Origin of the sequence: Gelidibacter japonicus, from assembly GCF_010725055.1 — a bacterium.
In the GTDB taxonomy this organism is placed as follows: Bacteria; Bacteroidota; Bacteroidia; order Flavobacteriales; family Flavobacteriaceae; genus Gelidibacter; species Gelidibacter japonicus.
In genome coordinates this window covers 80,033-97,565 of the sequence record NZ_BJKB01000004.1, presented here as the reverse complement: position 1 = coordinate 97,565, position 17,533 = coordinate 80,033, and the positions used below count along the sequence as shown (strand labels likewise).

The following is a 17,533-nucleotide window of genomic DNA, read 5'->3' as shown; positions in this document are numbered from 1 at the left end:
AAAAAAAATACATAGTTTTGTGCCATGCAATTTAAAAGCGTTTTAGGACAGGAACATCTCAAAAACCATTTAACCCAAAGCGTGGACAATGGACGTATCCCCCATGCACAATTGTTTGTAGGTCCAGAAGGGTCTGGCACCTTGCCGATGGCCATAGCGTATGCACAATACATCCTTTGTGGAAATAAAGGTTCTGAAAACCAGGGAGGGAATGACAATTGTAATTTAAAATTCAAAAACTTTTCCCATCCAGATCTACATTTTGCTTTTCCTGTGGCAACTACTGATAAAATAAAAAGCCATCCGATTTCATCCAATTTCTTGGAAGATTGGCGACAGTTGCTTAAAGAACAGCCATATGGAAATCTTTTTGATTGGTACCGCATGTTGGGCGTTGACAATAAACAGGGACAAATAGGTGTGGATGAAGCATTGAATATTGTCAAAGCGCTCTCACTAAAATCCTATGAAGGTGGTTATAAAATAATGTTGATATGGATGGCAGAAAGGATGAATACCTCTGCCGCCAACAAACTCTTGAAATTAATTGAAGAACCACCGGCAAAAACGGTATTCATTCTTATTGCAGAAGATGAAGGCCAAATCATCAATACCATCAGATCGCGGTGCCAAGTATTGCATTTTCCTCCATTGGCCGAAGCGGTAATCACGGAAGCCCTCAAGAAAAACTACCAACTTGACGAGATCACGGCAACGAAAATTGCCAGACAATCAAACGGCAATTACAATAAGGCCTGCGATTTGGTATATCACGATTCTGAAGACCTTCAATTTGAAGAATGGTTTGTATTTTGGATAAGAAGCGCATTTAAAGCGAAGGGCAATAAAGCAGCTATTCACGATTTGATAAGTTGGAGTGAACAAGTTGCCAAAACAGGACGAGAAACCCAAAAGCAATTTTTATTGTTTTGCATTGACTTTTTCAGACAGGCTCTTTTAATGAATTATAATGCCAGCCAATTGGTGTTTATGGAACCAAAAACCAAAAACTTTAAGCTTGAAAATTTTGCTCCTTATGTCCATGAGGGCAATATCTTGGACATCAGCCAAGAACTTCAGGATGCCATTTATCATATTGAACGCAACGGAAATTCCAAAATAATCCTAACCGATCTCTCGATTAGATTGACACGGTTATTACACAAAAAAGCCAGTTAAAAACTGGCTCTTTTATAATATCTATAACTTTTCTATCGAATTAGTCCTTCTTTTTTTCAGCGTTAAGTGCTTCCAAAATATCTTTGGTTAAATCCTCACTTTCTTTTCCGTACATCACACTTCCAGCTTCATTGCTACCCAATATAAAAGAATAGCCATTTTTTTTGCCATAATCCTTTACAAATGATCTGATGTCTTGAATAAGTGTATCGATTTGAGATTGGCTCTTTCTCTGGATTTGCTGCTCTTCCATTTGAAACTGCTGTTGAAAACGTTGGTACTGTTGGGCCAAGGCTTGATATTGCTCTTGAGAACTCTTTTTTACCATTTGTGGGTCATTTGCCTGCATTTCTGCAGCCAAGGCCTGAAAAGATTGACCTATACTGTCAACTTTTCTATTAAACGCATCAATTTCAATTTGGAATTTAGCCTCAACGTCCTTTTTCTTCTGATAATCATTAATCAATTTGCTATTGTCAACAAATCCAATTTTTGTTTGCTCCTGACATGATGACAACATCACTAAAGCGACTAGAGCGATAAAACCTTTTTTCATTATTTATGTTTATTAAAATTTGTTGCAAATGTAATAAAGTCGATGTGATTTTTAAGAAAATTTATACTATAGTTTAAGTAAATCGTATTTTAGTTTACAATAGCTATAATCAATAAAAAACAACTTCATAGCATTAAATTTAAGCGTGGTTTCGAGAAAATCATAGGTTCAACATCATCTATAGCGAAAAGAGCCTCTAAAAACGCTCCTATTTCGTATTTTCATGTTTTAAGACATAAATCAGTGAAGAGTACTCCCCAGAGGTCTTTGCTTCAAGGTTTGAACGCCAACCGTTCCAAAATCCCTTGATATAATTCATTTGTCCGGTTTTATATTTTTCGGAAAGTAAACTGACATAAAAGGCATCAAATTTCATTGGTGCCGTTTTAATTATTTTCATATTTATCTTGTTAGCCAACTTGGTTATCGACTCCTGACTAAAATGCCAAAGGTGTCTAGGCACATCATAGGCTGCCCAATATTCCTTATATAATTTAGCATCGTAACTTTTATAATTGGGTACAGCTATAATAAGAACACCTTCAGGTTTTAATAATTTAGCAAAAACGGATAAATGTTCATTTAGTTCCGGTAAATGTTCCAACACATGCCAAAGTGTGATCACATCAAATTTTTGCTCTTCCAGTTTAAAAAGTTTCTCACTATTGAATACAGAATCGTTTGTTTTTTTGTTGGCGATCTTCCGAGCTTGTTCATTGGGTTCAATACCAGTTATCGCCCAACCAGATTTATAAGCGACCTGCAGAAAATCGCCAGTACCACATCCGACATCCAAAAGGAACTTTGAATTATTTGAAAAAGAATTGATGAGTTTCAATTTACGCTTTAGCGCGATACCTTTTACAAGATGGTACACTTTTTCAAAGACGTTCCTTTTGGCATCGGTATGCGAAATATAATCTTCGCTTTTATAATAGTCTGGTAATTTTTCTACAGAAGGTTGCGGGAAGGTTTCGAGCATTTCAAATTCGTCATCATACAACAAGTCAAAACTCTCTTTGGAAACAGAGTAATCTTTTACTTTGATATAACAGTTTTTCTGCAACGGATCTGACACGCTCAATGGATGATTTTAAAATGATTATACGGGAGCGAAATTAATGAATTGCTTGAATCTTTTAGAACAATCGGTCCATACTTTTTCAACATTCAATCTTATAAAAGGCTTTGACTCTTCTATCGATTTTTTAGTTAAATAATAGAACGCTGACGACACTGATCTATTCTGAACACACAGGTAGTTTTTCCCTACTAAACATTGTTGCAGCTAAAATCTATCAAACAAAAATGCAGTTAATTATACTTACACCACTAGGATCAAACACAATTCTAAGATAAAAACTGACAACAACCATTAAAAAACAGTCACACGTTCCACGTGGAACAATCTTAAAGCTTTAAAACCTATCTACCCATATAAACTAAAAGCACAGAAACATCACTTGGCGTTACACCACTAATTCGCGAGGCTTGCGAAATGGTACGTGGCTGAATTTTCTCTAGCTTTTGTCTCGCCTCAATACTCATTGATTTAAGTTTACTATAGTCGAATCCTGCCGGGATTTTCAAATCTTCCAAACGATTGAGCTTATCGGCATTATTCTTTTCTTTGTCGATATAGCCAGAATATTTGACTTGAATTTCGGCTTGTTCAATTGTTTCCTTATCCAAATTATGCTCTTGTATATACGATTCTACACTTTCCAGTTTTCTAACGTCATCCATAGAAATGTTTGGTCGTGCAAAAATTTTAAAAAGTTTACCAGATTGATTTACCAATGCAGAATCATTGTCACTTAAAATAGGATTGATGTCATCGGCCTGAACACTGGTCTGTTTAAAAAACTCAACAAAGGCATCCGATTTGGAATGTTTTTCTTCCATTCTCCTTAAACGTTTTTCACTAGCCAAACCAAGTTCATATCCTTTTGGAGTGAGCCTTAAATCGGCATTATCCTGTCTTAATAGTGTTCTATATTCAGCACGGGACGTAAACATACGATATGGCTCTTCAGTGCCTTTGGTAATCAAATCGTCAATTAAGACTCCAATATAGGCCTCATTTCGCTTCAAGGTAAACTCATCTCTCTCCTGAACTTGAAGTGCAGCATTGATTCCGGCCATTAAACCCTGTGAAGCCGCCTCTTCATAACCTGTAGTCCCATTGATCTGTCCAGCAAAATAAAGTCCATTAATTAATTTGGTTTCCAAGGTGTGCTTCAACTGAGTTGGTGGAAAATAATCATATTCGATGGCATATCCCGGTCTAAAGAATTTAACGTTCTCAAACCCTTCTACAGAACGCAAAGCTTTAAACTGTACATCTTCTGGCAGGGATGTCGAAAATCCATTCACATATACTTCAATGGTATTCCAGCCTTCTGGTTCTACAAAAATTTGATGTCTGTCTTTGCTTGCAAACCGATTGATTTTATCTTCAATAGATGGGCAATATCTTGGTCCTGTACTTTTAATTCGGCCATTGAACATTGGTGAACGGTCAAATCCTTCACGTAATAAATCGTGGACCAGCGGACTTGTATAACTCATGTGACAATCGCGTTGATGCGTTAAAGGCTTCGTAACATCCGAATAAGAAAACTTTTCCGGGATCTCATCTCCTGGCTGAACGACCATTTTAGAATAGTCCAAAGATCGGCCATCAACTCTTGGAGGCGTTCCTGTTTTCATTCTTCCAGATTCAAATCCCAAATCAACAAGTTGTTCGGTAATTCCAGTGGCGGCCTTTTCACCAGCACGACCCCCACCAAAACTTTTATCACCAATATGAATCAAGCCATTCAGAAAAGTGCCATTAGTAAGGACAACCGTTTTGGTTCGCACTTCCAATCCCAAGGAGGTTTTAACACCAACCACTTGTTCATTTTCTACTAAAAGCCCAGAAACCATATCCTGATAAAAATCGAGATTAGGGGTACGTTCCAACATCAATCGCCAATCCTCTGAAAAACGCATACGGTCACTTTGGACCCTCGGACTCCACATAGCAGGTCCTTTTGATTTATTTAGCATTTTAAATTGGATAGCCGAGGTATCGCTCACAATACCGCTATACCCACCCAAGGCATCAATCTCACGCAAAATCTGTCCTTTAGCGATACCGCCCATAGCAGGATTACAGGACATTTGTGCTATGTTTTGAAGATTCATTGTAATCAAAAGTGTAGCACTACCCATATTGGCCGCAGCCGCAGCCGCCTCACTACCGGCATGCCCGCCTCCAACAACAATTACATCATATACTTTATCAAACATTGTTTGTTAATTTTAAATTTTAATGTTCCACGTGGAACAATGTGCTTTTACTAAAATCAGGTTTTGAAGATCGTGGTCAGCAAATCCGCCCAAAATTTATATTTAAAAATAAAAGTTTGCAAATATACGGTGATTTCCTGATACTTAGGTTAATTTCGAAATGTAGTAGTTTTCCTTCGAACGCATCTCTGAGGTCTCCCTGTCCGTTTTGTCCTTATACCCACAATAATGAAGAATGCCATGGATCATGACTCTACTCAATTCGTTCTCAAATGAAACATTAAAATCTTTCGCGTTCTCTCTCACTCTATCTATGGATATATAAACATCACCACTAATGAGTTTACCCATGGTGTAATCAAAACTAATAATATCCGTTAAGGTGTCGTGATCCAAAAATTCCATATTGAGATTTAACAGATACGCGTCATCACAAAAAATATAATTGACGTCACCTTCCTTAAAACCTTCATCGGAGATGGTATTAGAAATCCATGAAGACAACTTATCTTCATTGTCCAATTCAAAATTCGTTTCGTAATTAAAGCTGATCATTCTCCTTTTTAAAATAGTCCTGTACCTTCCTTTTGTAAATTTGTTGCAAAGGTAAAGCTTGTCTATTTAATATTTCAGTAGTATTAAAATATTCTTTGGCCGTAGGAATTTGATCATTCGATATGTTTTCAAACTGCTTTCTATTCGTATTGGATTCACGCCTATTCTCTTCACCTTGCAAAAATGTTGCATTCTCAAGCTTTAAAAGTTGGTGCTGTAAATTCATCATCCGTTGTAACGTTTGATTGGTAAACCCCTTATTTATCAAATCAGATTCAATGTGTTCCATCTGTTTTAATAATTGCTGCCCATCTAAAGGCATCCCTAATTCTTTAAGCTTATTTTGTAAGGCTTCCCGCAATTGCTGCTGCTGTTGGTAGATCCGGTACAACTCACCATTCATTATTTCAGAAGACCCTTCTCCTTCCCCTTGCTGCTGACCTCCATCACCTTCTTTGCCATTTTTACCCGACTTACCTTTCCCTTTTTCGCCTTGTTTACCATCACCATCTTGTTCACCTTCACCATCGCTTTTCTTACCAAAATTACTTTTATTTAAACCTTCTTCCATCTGCTTATTAAGTTCTTCCTGGCTCATAATTATGTCTGGCAACTGCATTCCACCAGAACCACCACCCTGTCCCTGACCCTTACCAGAACCCTCTCCCAGTGCAGCATTCATGTCGGCTTCCATAGTATCCAAAACATCACTTAAAAAACTAGCCAACTCATTTGTTGCCGTCATCGTATATTGCTGGGTTGCGACACCTTGATACAACATGTTTTCAGAAAGCTGATCCATGGATTTGTCAATATTGAAATAGACATCAGTAATCTTAGAGTTTACATGTTCAGAAAGCTTTGGCTGACGTAAGGATAAAGCGAAAAGACTATCATCTATATGTTCAAAATGCTCACGTAAACTACTTTGTTTTCGAAGAAATTTGCCATATTGATTATGATTGATTTGTATGCTTTTAAATTGGTCCATCAAATCTTCCTGTTCAAAGGAGAACAATAAGAGATTTTTCAATATCTGTCGTAACATCGCCGCATCTTCCTGCATCTGATCCATTCCGCCCGACATCATGGACTGTGCCATTTTGGAACTCATCTGCTTCATTTTCTTTGAAGCATCTTTCTGCTTTTGTTGCGCATCCTTATGTTTCTGATCTGCGTTTTTTTTATCGTTCAATTCTTCAGCATCTTCTTTCTTTTGTAGTTCATCTGTGGCCTCCTGCTGATCCTTCTGAATCTCCTTTTCCAATCCTTTATCTTGCGGAACATCCAAAGGCTTCTTCAACGCTTGATTTTCCTTTTGTAGTTCTTCCAACTCTTTTTGAAAATCCTCAAACTCCTGATTTAATTTGTTCTGCTTTTCTTTGGTATTTGATTCCTTATCTTCCTTGGATAGTTGATCTTGTTCCTTAGCCAATTTCTCAAGTTCCTGTTGTAGCTTCTCCGCCTTTTTTGCCACATAATACCTTTTGGTCAGCTCTAATAATTGCTGAAGGCTTCTTTGTTTGTTTTTGTTCTGTTTAGCCAATTGATCGAGTCTTTCGGTTAATTCTTCCTTTTGGATTTTATCTTGAAGCTTCTCCAACTCCTTCAGCAATTTTTCATCACTTTGTAATTGTTCCTCATTATCCTTTAAGCGCTCTTTAAGATCTTCCTTAAAAGGATCATTTTCGATATTCTCTCTCTGAAAATCTTCAAGGTTATCCTTAAGCCGCTTGTTGAAATTTTGCATCATTTCTTCCTGCTGCTTCTGGCGCTTTATAAAATTTTCGAGTTTCTTTCTGTCACTAAAATTAAGTTGTTCCTTCTCCTTTTGGGTTTTCGACAGTTCTTCCAATTGCTTTTCCTGAAGTTTCATTTTTTCAAATGAATGGTCAAGCTGCTTGATCGTTTCGCTCTGTTCTTTCAATTGCTTTAACTCTTCTTCATCCTGAGTGAGCTTTCTGTACGTAAATACTGAACTTTTTACACTTTTAAAATTATGGATCACATCATTATCAAATACCTGAAAATATAATTCATAGGTAACTCCCTCCTTTAGTTTCAAATTATTTGGGAATGCACTCACGAATTCCTCAAAATTGGAAAACGAAATTGGTATCGTTTCTATTTTTTTATCCTCCTCATTATCAATAGGATAGTAAACCAATTGTAATTTACTCAATCCGTAATCATCACTTGCTTGACCATAGAAATAAAGCGATTGGTTATCAAGGGTATCTCGTTCTACCTTAATATTGAGCTCAGGATAAGTATCCTTTGTCACCTGTATACTGAAGGCCAAGTTCTCATAATTGCGTAATGATTGGTTACTCGTTGCAATATTGTAATCCCATCTGGAAAACAACCGTTTGGAGATTTCAAAACTATCATTGTTTTTTAATTCAAACTGCAAGGTATCATTTGCGTACATGACCACTTCATCAGTAGCTCGCGTTTTAATTTTCCATGTGACCGTAGTGCCTTCTGGTATTGTTGTATTCCCGGTACTTTTTAAAACCTCATCGGATCTATTGATATATGAAGGATAATCCAACACCATTTCAAAATTGACCAAAGTTGGCACATTGACGACGTCTAATTGGTAGGTTTTTGAGAGAACCTGATTTGCCGAAAGTGTGAATGAAACAGCACTTTTCAATTGTGGAAAAACATATTCAAAAGATCCTGGATCAGTTTGCCGTAAGTAATAGGTTTCGCCCGAATAATGAATTTGTGCATTCTCTGGAATGATCTTCCCAGCTGTTTTGACCACCAGTTTAAAATCTTTATTTTCTATGGCCTGAAGATCCTCATTGACCACGAAAAACTGAAAAGGAGCAGGTGGTTCATATGCCGTTTTATAATTTACCACGCGATCATAGCTATCACTAAACCAACTGAAATTCCCCGTAATAAAAGTCAATAATAAAATCAAGACCGGGATGGCAGCATATTTTAAGTACTTAATATTCTTATTAAAATTGATCGCCAATTTAAAAGGAACAGGCTTTAATTCGGCTGACTTTTGTTCAATACTTGCCAATAAAAGTTCAGATTGCACAGAATTTCTTTGTAATTGAAGCACGTTCAATAATTTATCACTGACCTCAGGAAAATGTTTACCAATAATATTGGAGGCCTCATCATAATCGATACCTTTCTGAAGTTTAAATAATTTTAATAATGGCCACACAATAAACCTGATAAACAGACCCAGCTCCACGCTGACAAATACCCAAAACAATATAGCCCTTGCCGATGGACCCAACCACAATATGTATTCAATAAATAAAGTAAATAAAAGATACAGTAATCCAATGGCAAAAAACAGAATGGCGCCCTTTAACAAGTCGTTCGTATAATAACGCCTGATAAACTGTTCTAATTTGGATTGTATGACTTTAAAGTTGCCTAACACAGATTTAGTGATTTTTTTAAAGATTAAGGTTTACGTTAAATTAACCATAAATATATAACCTACTAAACTACAATTTTATTTTATTCTGTAATACTCTAAATATGATAAGCTTGTGTTAATTAAGAAGTGAAGCACCTCTTGAAATTAAAGTTGACACTTCGACTGCGCTCAGTGTATCAATTTAAATGTTTCGTATATAAAGTGCAAGAAATTGAAAATCCCATATGGGAAAACCTTGAATCCAAAACACTGAATGCTTTAGTCATAACTTTGAACCCAAAACCTTGAACCTTGCTTGGTAAAAATCTATCTTTGTAATTATAAATCAATGAAAAAATGACTGATCAAGTTCGTGTGCGCTTTGCACCAAGTCCAACAGGACCTTTACATATTGGTGGTGTTCGTACTGCCCTTTTCAACTATTTATTTGCCAAAAAGCACAACGGGACTTTTATTCTCAGAATAGAAGATACCGATCAAAACCGTTATGTGGAAGGTGCTGAACAGTATATTATTGACGCCCTAAACTGGTGTCATATCCCATTTGATGAAGGACCCAACCACAACGAAAAATTTGGTCCATACAGACAAAGTGAACGTAAACATTTATATCGTGAATATGCTGAAAAGCTTCTATCTTCAGGTGATGCCTATTATGCCTTTGACACCCCTGAAAGCTTAGATCACCATAGAAAAAATCATGAGTCCAAAGGAAAGACGTTTATTTACAACTGGCATAATAGAAAGCTCTTACTCAATTCACTGGCTCTTTCTAAGGAAGAAACACAAGCTAAATTGGATGCTGGAGAGGATTATGTCATCCGTTTTAAATCGCCCAAGGATCAAACCCTTCATTTAACGGATATTGTAAGAGGAGACATCACTATTGATACCAATATTTTAGATGATAAAGTCTTGTTTAAAAGTGATGGCATGCCCACTTACCATTTGGCAAATATAGTCGACGATCATTTAATGGAAATCACCCACGTCATCCGAGGTGAGGAATGGCTACCTTCCTTAGCCTTGCACTACCAATTATACGATGCTTTTGGGTGGGAAAAACCGCAATTTGCACATTTACCTTTACTGCTCAAGCCAACCGGTAAAGGAAAATTGAGCAAGCGGGATGGCGATAAACTGGGTTTCCCTGTATTTCCTTTGGAATGGAAAGATCCACAGACTGGCGAGATTTCTCGTGGCTATAAAGAAGACGGCTATTTTGCAGATGCCCTGATCAACTTCTTAGCATTTTTAGGATGGAATCCAGGCACAGAGCAAGAACAATTTACTTTGGAAGAACTAGTTGATGCGTTTGAATTGGAACGCGTCCACAAATCTGGCGCTCGTTTTGATCCTGATAAAATCAAATGGTTCAATCATCAATATATGCAATATCAACATGATAATGAATTGGCTGAAATTTTTCAAGAGAGTCAACCGCAATTAAAAGATATAGATGTAAATTATATTGCCATTGTCATAGGACTCATCAAAGAACGTGCAACTTTCGTTTCAGATTTTTGGAACCTATCCTCCTACTTTTTTGAGGCCCCACAATCTTATGACGAGAAATCTTTCGCAAAAATAATGAACAATGATGCTCGTGAATTGATGAGCGAACTGGAGCAAATTATTACTCATATTTCTGATTTTACCGTTGCTAATCTTCAAACCGATGTAAAAGCTTGGATTGGTGAAAAAGGCGTAGGTTTCGGTAAAGTGATGCAACCCTTGCGTTTGGCCTTAGTTGGTGCGATGCAAGGTCCTGATCTTTTTGAAATCATGTTTATGATTGGTAAAGCTGAGACTGTTCAGCGCATTGACAAATTGGTTCAAACCTTATAGCATTAGACTGATTTTTAACATAAAACAGTAAATACAGAGTAAATATAGCTTAAATTAGTATTTTATATTTCTAACCTTTAAACAAAACCATGCTATGCTTCCCTTTGCTATCCCCCTTATTATTATCGGACTTGTTATATTGTTTTCTTCATTTTTTACTGTAAAGCAACAATCAGCCGCTATTGTTGAGCGCTTTGGAAAATTTCAGAGCATTCGGCATTCCGGACTTTAGATGAAAATTCCGATAATTGACCGGATTGCAGGCAGAATGAGCCTTAAGATCCAACAGTTGGATGTCATTGTAGAAACAAAGACTTTGGATGACGTGTTTGTGCGTTTAAAAATCTCTGTTCAGTTTATGGTGATCTCTAAAAAAGTTTATGACGCTTTTTATAAATTGGATTACGCACATGACCAGATCACCAGTTACGTTTTTGATGTGGTACGTGCCGAAGTGCCCAAAATGAAATTGGATGATGTTTTCGTTAAAAAAGACGACATCGCTATTGCCGTAAAAACCGAATTGAATGATGCCATGTTAGATTATGGCTATGACATCATTAAAACCCTTGTAACGGACATTGATCCGGATGCCCAGGTAAAAGCTGCGATGAACAGGATTAATGCCTCCGAACGTGAAAAGATAGCAGCCCAATTTGAAGGTGATGCTGCCCGTATTTTAATTGTTGAACGCGCCAAAGCAGAAGCAGAAAGCAAGCGCTTGCAAGGTCAGGGTATTGCAGACCAACGCCGTGAAATTGCGCGAGGCTTGGAAGAATCCGTTGATGTCTTAAACCGTGTTGGGATCAACTCACAAGAAGCCTCCGCATTGATTGTAGTGACACAGCATTATGATACGCTTCAATCAATTGGAGAACATGTCAATAGTAATTTGATATTATTACCAAACTCACCTCAAGCAGGAAGTGATATGCTAAACAATATGGTGGCCAGTTTTACCGCGAGCAATCAGATTGGTGAAGCCATGAAAGAAGCGAAGCTGAAGAAGAAAAACGAAGAAAAGAAACCGTAAATTCTATATAAAGGATGTCTTAATAATCAATCAAATCCTTGAATAATTAAAATATTTGAGTGATGATATTTGATCGAAGACAAAAGTAAATCAAAAAAAAGGACTCGTTCTCAACCCATGAAACAGTCCTTTTTTAATGCCTATTCTTTTTGTATTTCCTAACCATCGACTTTAAGCTACTCAAATATTTCTGTAAAGCTTCATTGTCGACCTTAAATGTAGGATCATTTTCGTCAGGGAGGGTCAATGGCCGTTCATCCAAGTATTTCTCCAACTCTGGATAGTTCCCTTCAATATCTCTGGTGATTTGCATGATCTCAGACAATATACTTTGTGATAACTTCATTTATCGATATGTTAATTAATCATATAAGTTACTCAATTTACCAAAGACGACAAAACATTTAGTTTAAAATTAAACTTGCTTAAAATTCTTAAAAAGATGGGCTAATTCCTTTTTTGTTCTGTATGGTTCAACTTGAAAAAGATTTAAACATCACCTTCAAAATGGGATAGTATATTTCAAATAAATTGTCTTCACCCTTAACCCTTCATTTATGGTAAATTTTAAACAGTTGAAGCTTGGAATTCGTTCTCTGTCAGTCAAGGCATCCATTCAATGACCATGCCCCACTTCTTTTGGAAATAACCAAAAAAACTCAATCATATATATGCCATTATTTCGGCCTGGGCAAAAGATCATTTCAGTAGTGAATGAAGCCTTATACCAAATAGTCTGCCGTGCAACCAATTGGATATAGGCTTGCACGGCAGATCTTAAAAAACATTATTATTGAAAATCTTTAAAGGCCTTTTGCTACGGTTACCAAAGCCTCATTCTTATCCTCCAATCCTGAAGCAATAAAGGCATCAACATCCTCATTTCTGTCCAACCCTTGCTCCAGTAATACGCCAAGTGTGATCATCGTAGCGATACGGGTTCCCACTTTTTTGGCTGCTGTATTAAACCATGGCTTCAATTCATCATAGGTAACGTTCTTAGCTAATTCTTGAATTTCAGCTTTGGTCGTCAATTGTTTTTCTTCAGGCAGATTGGTATATTTTTTACCTAATTGCTGAATAATATCAATGGCTTTCCGTTGTGGCTGGTTATGTTTTTGTTTGGCCTGATTTTCTGGTTTTTTTGACGTCGCACTCTTACTTCGAGATTCCTTTGCCCATGAATCACGTAAGCCCACTGTTTTATTGAACACCAATTGTTCAGAAGTTGAATCTTTATCAACGCTAAAATAACCTAAACGCTGAAATTGGAATCTATCATTAACCTTGGCATCCTGCAAACTTGGCTCTACATAGGCGTCAATAATTTTCAAGGATTCTGGATTTAAAAACTCCATAAAATCCTTTTCCGGATGGGTATCTGGTGATTCATGCATAAACAACCGATCGTATTCCCTAACTTCAGCTTTTACAGCGTGCCTTACGGAGACCCAATGAATCGTGCTTTTCACTTTTATAGTAGGGTCTTCAGAATAAGTACCGTGGATTTCCACGATATGTCCCGCATCATCCTTAACAACACTTTCAGCTTTCACTATATAAGCGTTCTTTAAACGCACTTCCTGATCTAAGGTCAATCGGAAAAATTTACTACCTGCTTGTTCTTTAAAATCATCTCTTTCAATATATAATTCTCTTGAAAAAGGAACTTTTCTAAAACCGGCACTTTCATCCTCCTGATTGTTTTCTGCGTCAAGCCACTCCTCCTTTCCTTCCGGATAGTTGGTAATGATCAATTTAATAGGATCCAAAACTGCCATAACACGTGGTGCGGTTTTGTTCAAATCTTCACGGATGCAAAATTCTAAAAGTGCCACATCAATGACGTTATCGCGTTTGGCAACACCTACTGTTTCAATAAACTTTTTAATGGCATTTGGCGTATAGCCGCGACGGCGCAGACCGGAAATAGTAGGCATCCTAGGATCATCCCATCCAGAAACGATGTTTTCCTCAACCAATCTGAGTAACTTTCGTTTGCTCATTATGGTATAGCTAAGGTTTAAACGTGCAAATTCTCGTTGCTTAGGGCGCAATTTATCAGGTTCGACAACTTGGTCCAAGAACCAGTCGTAAAGCTCTCTATGGGGCTTAAATTCAAGAGAACATAAACTGTGCGATATGCTTTCGATATAATCACTTTCCCCATGGGTCCAATCATACATTGGATAAATGCACCAATCGTAACCAGTCCTGTGATGGTGTTTCTTTAAAATACGGTACATTATCGGATCTCGCATGAGCATATTGGTATGTCCCATGTCAATCTTAGCACGCAAAACGTGGGTACCTTCATCAAATTCTCCATTCTTCATTCTTTCGAACAGATCAAGATTTTCTTCCACGCTCCTATTTCTAAAAGGACTATCCACTCCTGGTTGGGTTGGAGTCCCTTTTTGTTCCGCCATAGCTTCAGAAGATTGAGAATCTACATAGGCCTTTCCTTCTTTAATCAATTGTACAGCCCAATCATATAACTGCTGAAAATAATCAGAAGAATAGACTTCATTTTCCCATGTATAGCCTAACCACGCCACGTCTTCCTTAATGGCATCCACATATTCCTGTTCTTCTTTTATGGGATTGGTGTCATCAAACCGTAAATTGACGGGTGCATTATATTTTTCACCCAAACCAAAGCTGATGCCAATGGCCTTGGTATGGCCAATATGTAAATATCCATTAGGCTCAGGTGGAAACCTGAAACGAAGGTCCTTTTTAGACATGCCTTTGGCTAAATCTTCTTCTATAATGTGCTCTATAAAATTGAGTGATCTTGTTTCTTCTGACATACTGCTATCCATTATTTCCTATTATTTATTCATATGAATTACACAATAGGAATTCCTGTGCAAAATTAAGGATTTTTTTAGTTCTATAAATGCCTTATTTTTGCGATAATAAAAGGAATTATGGGGACTATAAAAGTTGAAAATATCCGAGTGTTTGCACACCATGGATGTCTGAAGGAAGAAACTACCATTGGCAGCGACTATCGTGTAGATCTAAAAGTAAAAGCAGATTTAAAAACTTCTGCAACCTCAGACAAATTAAGTGATACTGTAGATTATGTTTTGCTTAACCGAATTATTAAAGAAGAAATGCAAATACCTTCCTATTTGCTTGAAACCGTTGCGCAACGTATTTTGGACCGAATATTTAGTGAAGACCAGAAGGTCAAGAAAGCGACAGTTTGTGTAAGTAAGTTAAATCCTCCTATTGGTGGTGATGTGGAAAAAGTGACCATAAAAATAACAGCACACCGAAATAAATAAAACTATATAGTTTACCAAGTTTATTTTTTTTACCTTTGCACTTCGCAAAAACTGGCATCATGGCCGAGTGGCTAGGCAGAGGTCTGCAAAACCTTCTACAGCGGTTCGAATCCGCTTGATGCCTCAAAAAAACCTTCAACGAACGTTGGGGGTTTTTTTATTTCAAATTTTTAAAATAGAACGATGATGACGTAGATTGAGCAGATAGTCACTGATAAATGCTTAAAATCAACAATTATCATTAGAAATTTTTGTCATCTAAGTTCTATTTACGGATCGCTGACCTGCCCGTCAGTTCAGGCGGGTGAAGCAAATTGAGCAGATGGACACTGATTTAGAATGAAAAAACCTGTCAGGTTTTGAAAACCTGACAGGTTTGAGTCGGTCAAAATAATATGAAAAATCAGTGAAAATCATAAAAATCCCACGTCATCTGCGTTCTATCTATGTAACACCAAAGTATCCTAAAAAGGTGTAATCTGTTCCAATCGGTCCTTAAGCAATTCTTTTTCTTTAGGGAAGAATGCCTGCGATAACAATAGAATTCCAAAGGCTAAAATTACCAAGGCAATGATTTTTTTGGTTTTGAAGATACGCCTTGGGGTCAATTTATTCTTTAATTTTTTGGCAATCAAAATTTTAAAGAGATCAATGATAAAATAAGTGATAAGAATGGTACTCAGAAAAACAATAACCCCACTTTTAGTCTCCGTAAAGGAATTGGCAATAATAATAAAGCCTAACCATCCCACCAAGACTCCGATATTGATAAAATTCAACAAAAATCCTTTTAAAAACAACTTTCCATAATTCTTCTGTATTTCCACCTTATGATATTCTCTGACGATTGAGCGAAATGATTTCGAAGTTTTGGTAAAGGTAATAATCCCGTAAACTATTAAAATAACACCTCCAAAGACCAAGAAATTTGGATCATCCTTAATTTTATCGAGCAGTTTATTGGTACTTAGAAAAGCGACGGCAATAAACAAAATATCTGCCAACATGACACCCAAATCAAAAATAAGGGCGCTTTTAAAACCTTTGGTAGCACTGGTTTCCAAGAGCACAAAAAACACCGGACCAATTGTGAATGCCAATATGATACCAAAAGGAATTGCTGATAGAATTTCGTCAAACATTTAACTAGTGTTTCAACAAAGCTACATAATTTTTTATCTTTTTAACGCTTTGAAATCTTCAAAACAGTATATATGACTGGGATAAATTGATCTATAACCATCGTTTAAAGTGTTCGATGAAATTCTAATCCATGCGTTTAATACGACCACCAAAAATTTTATCTTCATTTACCGTTTCAGGATTGCCATAAATATAGACATCACCTCCTGCTCTAATTTTAATATCCGCCAATCGGGAGGCTCTTATATGTGCTTCGCCAGCAGCTCTTATAGCCACATAGCTAGACTCTGATTCCAAGGATTGTCCAAGAAAAATTCCACCTGTATTAATGGAAATATCTTGTCTATCGGCTTTACCAGAAACTTCAATTTGACCTCCTGTAACCGCTTTCAAATGAAGATCGGTAACTTCCAACTGCAATTTTATTACAGCGCCTTCCTGAACTCTTAATTCCATTTTATAACGTTGGAATATATCGTCAGAAGACACATAAGCACCTTCATTAACATCAATAGTAGATATATTCTTATAATACAACCTGACCACCGTTTTATTGCCCACAAAACTTTCTCCAAGCCGCATCTTTATTTTTAAGATACCGTTCTTATTGATCAATTCAACATCACTTTTATTATCGCCGGTAATGATGGCCCTGTTTTCATCTGATTTCACCAATTCTACATTGATCAAATCATACACTTTGATTTCATCAAAATCACCAATATTTTTCTCAATATCCTGTTGTGCAATGGCAAGGACACTCAAAAAAAGTGATGCTATTGTTATAACTAATTTCATTTTTAATATTTTACGGTTCTATATGGATTTTCTTAAATTAAATTTAAATTATTATCCCGGATTCAAATGTTTACTAATGATAAATAAAACATAAATTTTTTAGGCCACAGAAACCGCAGTGCCAGTGACTGCAACAGTAACATAATTACTTGTGGTCAATTCGATATCCACTTTAATCCCTACAATGGCATTGGCATTTAATTTTACAGCATTATCCTTCAGTTGCTGAAATGCCTGTTCTTTAACCAGGCCCATACTTTCAGCAATGGCTTGATAATATTTTTCCATATTGAAAGTCATTTTCATTTTCTGGACATTTACTGAAATTCCAGAAACAATGCCTTTATATTCCATTATTTTAAACCCTTCTATAGAGTTGGTAGTTGTGAGGATCATAACATTTAAATTAT

13 protein-coding genes, 1 tRNA gene and 1 pseudogene are annotated in these 17,533 nt (G+C 36.7%); 5 read left to right on the top strand and 10 right to left on the bottom strand.

Features of this window, described 5'->3' with window-relative positions:
* Nucleotides 1-24: 24 nt before the first annotated feature.
* Nucleotides 25-1,179 carry a DNA polymerase III subunit gene (locus tag G6N06_RS05830; RefSeq protein ID WP_163515131.1) on the top strand — a complete coding sequence of 385 codons (1,155 nt, stop codon included), beginning with the start codon at nt 25-27 and terminating at the stop codon, nt 1,177-1,179.
* A gap of 40 nt (nt 1,180-1,219) precedes the next feature.
* Here the strand turns inward: G6N06_RS05830 and G6N06_RS05825 are convergent, their stop codons facing one another.
* The 5 genes from G6N06_RS05825 to G6N06_RS05805 form a co-directional block, all read right to left on the bottom strand.
* Nucleotides 1,220-1,735 carry an OmpH/Skp family outer membrane protein gene (locus G6N06_RS05825; protein ID WP_163515130.1) on the bottom strand — a complete coding sequence of 172 codons (516 nt, stop codon included), beginning with the start codon at nt 1,733-1,735 and terminating at the stop codon, nt 1,220-1,222.
* Between the two features lie 208 nt (nt 1,736-1,943).
* Complete coding sequence (locus tag G6N06_RS05820) at nt 1,944-2,813, bottom strand: class I SAM-dependent methyltransferase (protein ID WP_308469746.1); 870 nt, start codon at nt 2,811-2,813, stop codon at nt 1,944-1,946.
* 347 nt (nt 2,814-3,160) lie between these two features.
* Nucleotides 3,161-5,032, bottom strand: coding sequence for a tRNA uridine-5-carboxymethylaminomethyl(34) synthesis enzyme MnmG (gene mnmG / locus G6N06_RS05815; RefSeq protein WP_163515129.1), 1,872 nt, complete (start codon nt 5,030-5,032; stop codon nt 3,161-3,163).
* Between the two features lie 144 nt (nt 5,033-5,176).
* Nucleotides 5,177-5,587, bottom strand: coding sequence for an rRNA maturation RNase YbeY (gene ybeY / locus G6N06_RS05810; RefSeq protein ID WP_163515128.1), 411 nt, complete (start codon nt 5,585-5,587; stop codon nt 5,177-5,179).
* Entirely contained in the window at nt 5,574-9,005 is a 3,432-nt protein-coding gene (locus tag G6N06_RS05805; RefSeq protein WP_163515127.1) for a coiled-coil domain-containing protein, read from the bottom strand. Before G6N06_RS05805 ends, ybeY begins: the two co-directional genes overlap by 14 nt.
* Nucleotides 9,006-9,341: 336 nt before the next feature.
* Between G6N06_RS05805 and gltX the strand changes: the two genes are divergently transcribed.
* Nucleotides 9,342-10,853 (top strand): glutamate--tRNA ligase, encoded by a 1,512-nt coding sequence (gltX, locus tag G6N06_RS05800; protein WP_163515126.1) that lies wholly within the window; start codon nt 9,342-9,344, stop codon nt 10,851-10,853.
* A gap of 94 nt (nt 10,854-10,947) precedes the next feature.
* Nucleotides 10,948-11,886 (top strand): annotated as a pseudogene (locus G6N06_RS05795) (SPFH domain-containing protein).
* 133 nt (nt 11,887-12,019) lie between these two features.
* On the opposite strand, the gene G6N06_RS05790 reads toward G6N06_RS05795, so the two are convergent.
* Entirely contained in the window at nt 12,020-12,232 is a 213-nt protein-coding gene (locus tag G6N06_RS05790) for a hypothetical protein (RefSeq protein ID WP_163515125.1), read from the bottom strand.
* Nucleotides 12,233-12,689: 457 nt separating this feature from the next.
* Nucleotides 12,690-14,699, bottom strand: a complete 2,010-nt coding sequence (locus G6N06_RS05785) for a glutamine--tRNA ligase/YqeY domain fusion protein (RefSeq protein WP_163515124.1) — start codon at nt 14,697-14,699, stop codon at nt 12,690-12,692.
* Between the two features lie 120 nt (nt 14,700-14,819).
* Here G6N06_RS05785 and folB point away from each other — a divergent pair, with 120 nt between their 5' ends.
* Nucleotides 14,820-15,182, top strand: coding sequence for a dihydroneopterin aldolase (gene folB, locus G6N06_RS05780; RefSeq protein WP_163515123.1), 363 nt, complete (start codon nt 14,820-14,822; stop codon nt 15,180-15,182).
* 53 nt (nt 15,183-15,235) lie between these two features.
* A tRNA-Cys gene (locus G6N06_RS05775) sits at nt 15,236-15,306 on the top strand.
* A 340-nt stretch (nt 15,307-15,646) separates the two neighbouring features.
* On the opposite strand, the gene G6N06_RS05770 is transcribed toward G6N06_RS05775, so the two are convergent.
* The 3 genes from G6N06_RS05770 to G6N06_RS05760 form a co-directional block, all read right to left on the bottom strand.
* Nucleotides 15,647-16,324: a LysE family translocator gene (locus G6N06_RS05770; protein ID WP_163515122.1), complete on the bottom strand. Its 678-nt coding sequence runs from the start codon at nt 16,322-16,324 to the stop codon at nt 15,647-15,649.
* Between the two features lie 124 nt (nt 16,325-16,448).
* The gene (locus G6N06_RS05765) at nt 16,449-17,123 is read right to left on the bottom strand and encodes a head GIN domain-containing protein (protein WP_163515121.1); all 675 of its coding nucleotides are present in this window, start codon (nt 17,121-17,123) and stop codon (nt 16,449-16,451) included.
* Between the two features lie 99 nt (nt 17,124-17,222).
* On the bottom strand, nt 17,223-17,519 hold the full coding sequence (locus tag G6N06_RS05760) for a heavy metal-binding domain-containing protein (RefSeq protein ID WP_163515120.1): 297 nt from the start codon (nt 17,517-17,519) through the stop codon (nt 17,223-17,225).
* Between the last annotated feature and the right edge of the window lie 14 nt (nt 17,520-17,533).

Coding starts and splice junctions, on each gene's coding strand:
- gltX (WP_163515126.1), top strand. CDS start 9,342: ATGACTGATCAAGTTCGTGTGCGCTTTGCACCAAGTCCAACAGGACCT.
- G6N06_RS05830 (WP_163515131.1), top strand. CDS start 25: ATGCAATTTAAAAGCGTTTTAGGACAGGAACATCTCAAAAACCATTTA.
- G6N06_RS05770 (WP_163515122.1), bottom strand. CDS start 16,324: ATGTTTGACGAAATTCTATCAGCAATTCCTTTTGGTATCATATTGGCA.
- G6N06_RS05760 (WP_163515120.1), bottom strand. CDS start 17,519: ATGATCCTCACAACTACCAACTCTATAGAAGGGTTTAAAATAATGGAA.
- folB (WP_163515123.1), top strand. CDS start 14,820: ATGGGGACTATAAAAGTTGAAAATATCCGAGTGTTTGCACACCATGGA.
- G6N06_RS05765 (WP_163515121.1), bottom strand. CDS start 17,123: ATGAAATTAGTTATAACAATAGCATCACTTTTTTTGAGTGTCCTTGCC.
- ybeY (WP_163515128.1), bottom strand. CDS start 5,587: ATGATCAGCTTTAATTACGAAACGAATTTTGAATTGGACAATGAAGAT.
- G6N06_RS05825 (WP_163515130.1), bottom strand. CDS start 1,735: ATGAAAAAAGGTTTTATCGCTCTAGTCGCTTTAGTGATGTTGTCATCA.
- mnmG (WP_163515129.1), bottom strand. CDS start 5,032: ATGTTTGATAAAGTATATGATGTAATTGTTGTTGGAGGCGGGCATGCC.
- G6N06_RS05790 (WP_163515125.1), bottom strand. CDS start 12,232: ATGAAGTTATCACAAAGTATATTGTCTGAGATCATGCAAATCACCAGA.
- G6N06_RS05785 (WP_163515124.1), bottom strand. CDS start 14,699: ATGTCAGAAGAAACAAGATCACTCAATTTTATAGAGCACATTATAGAA.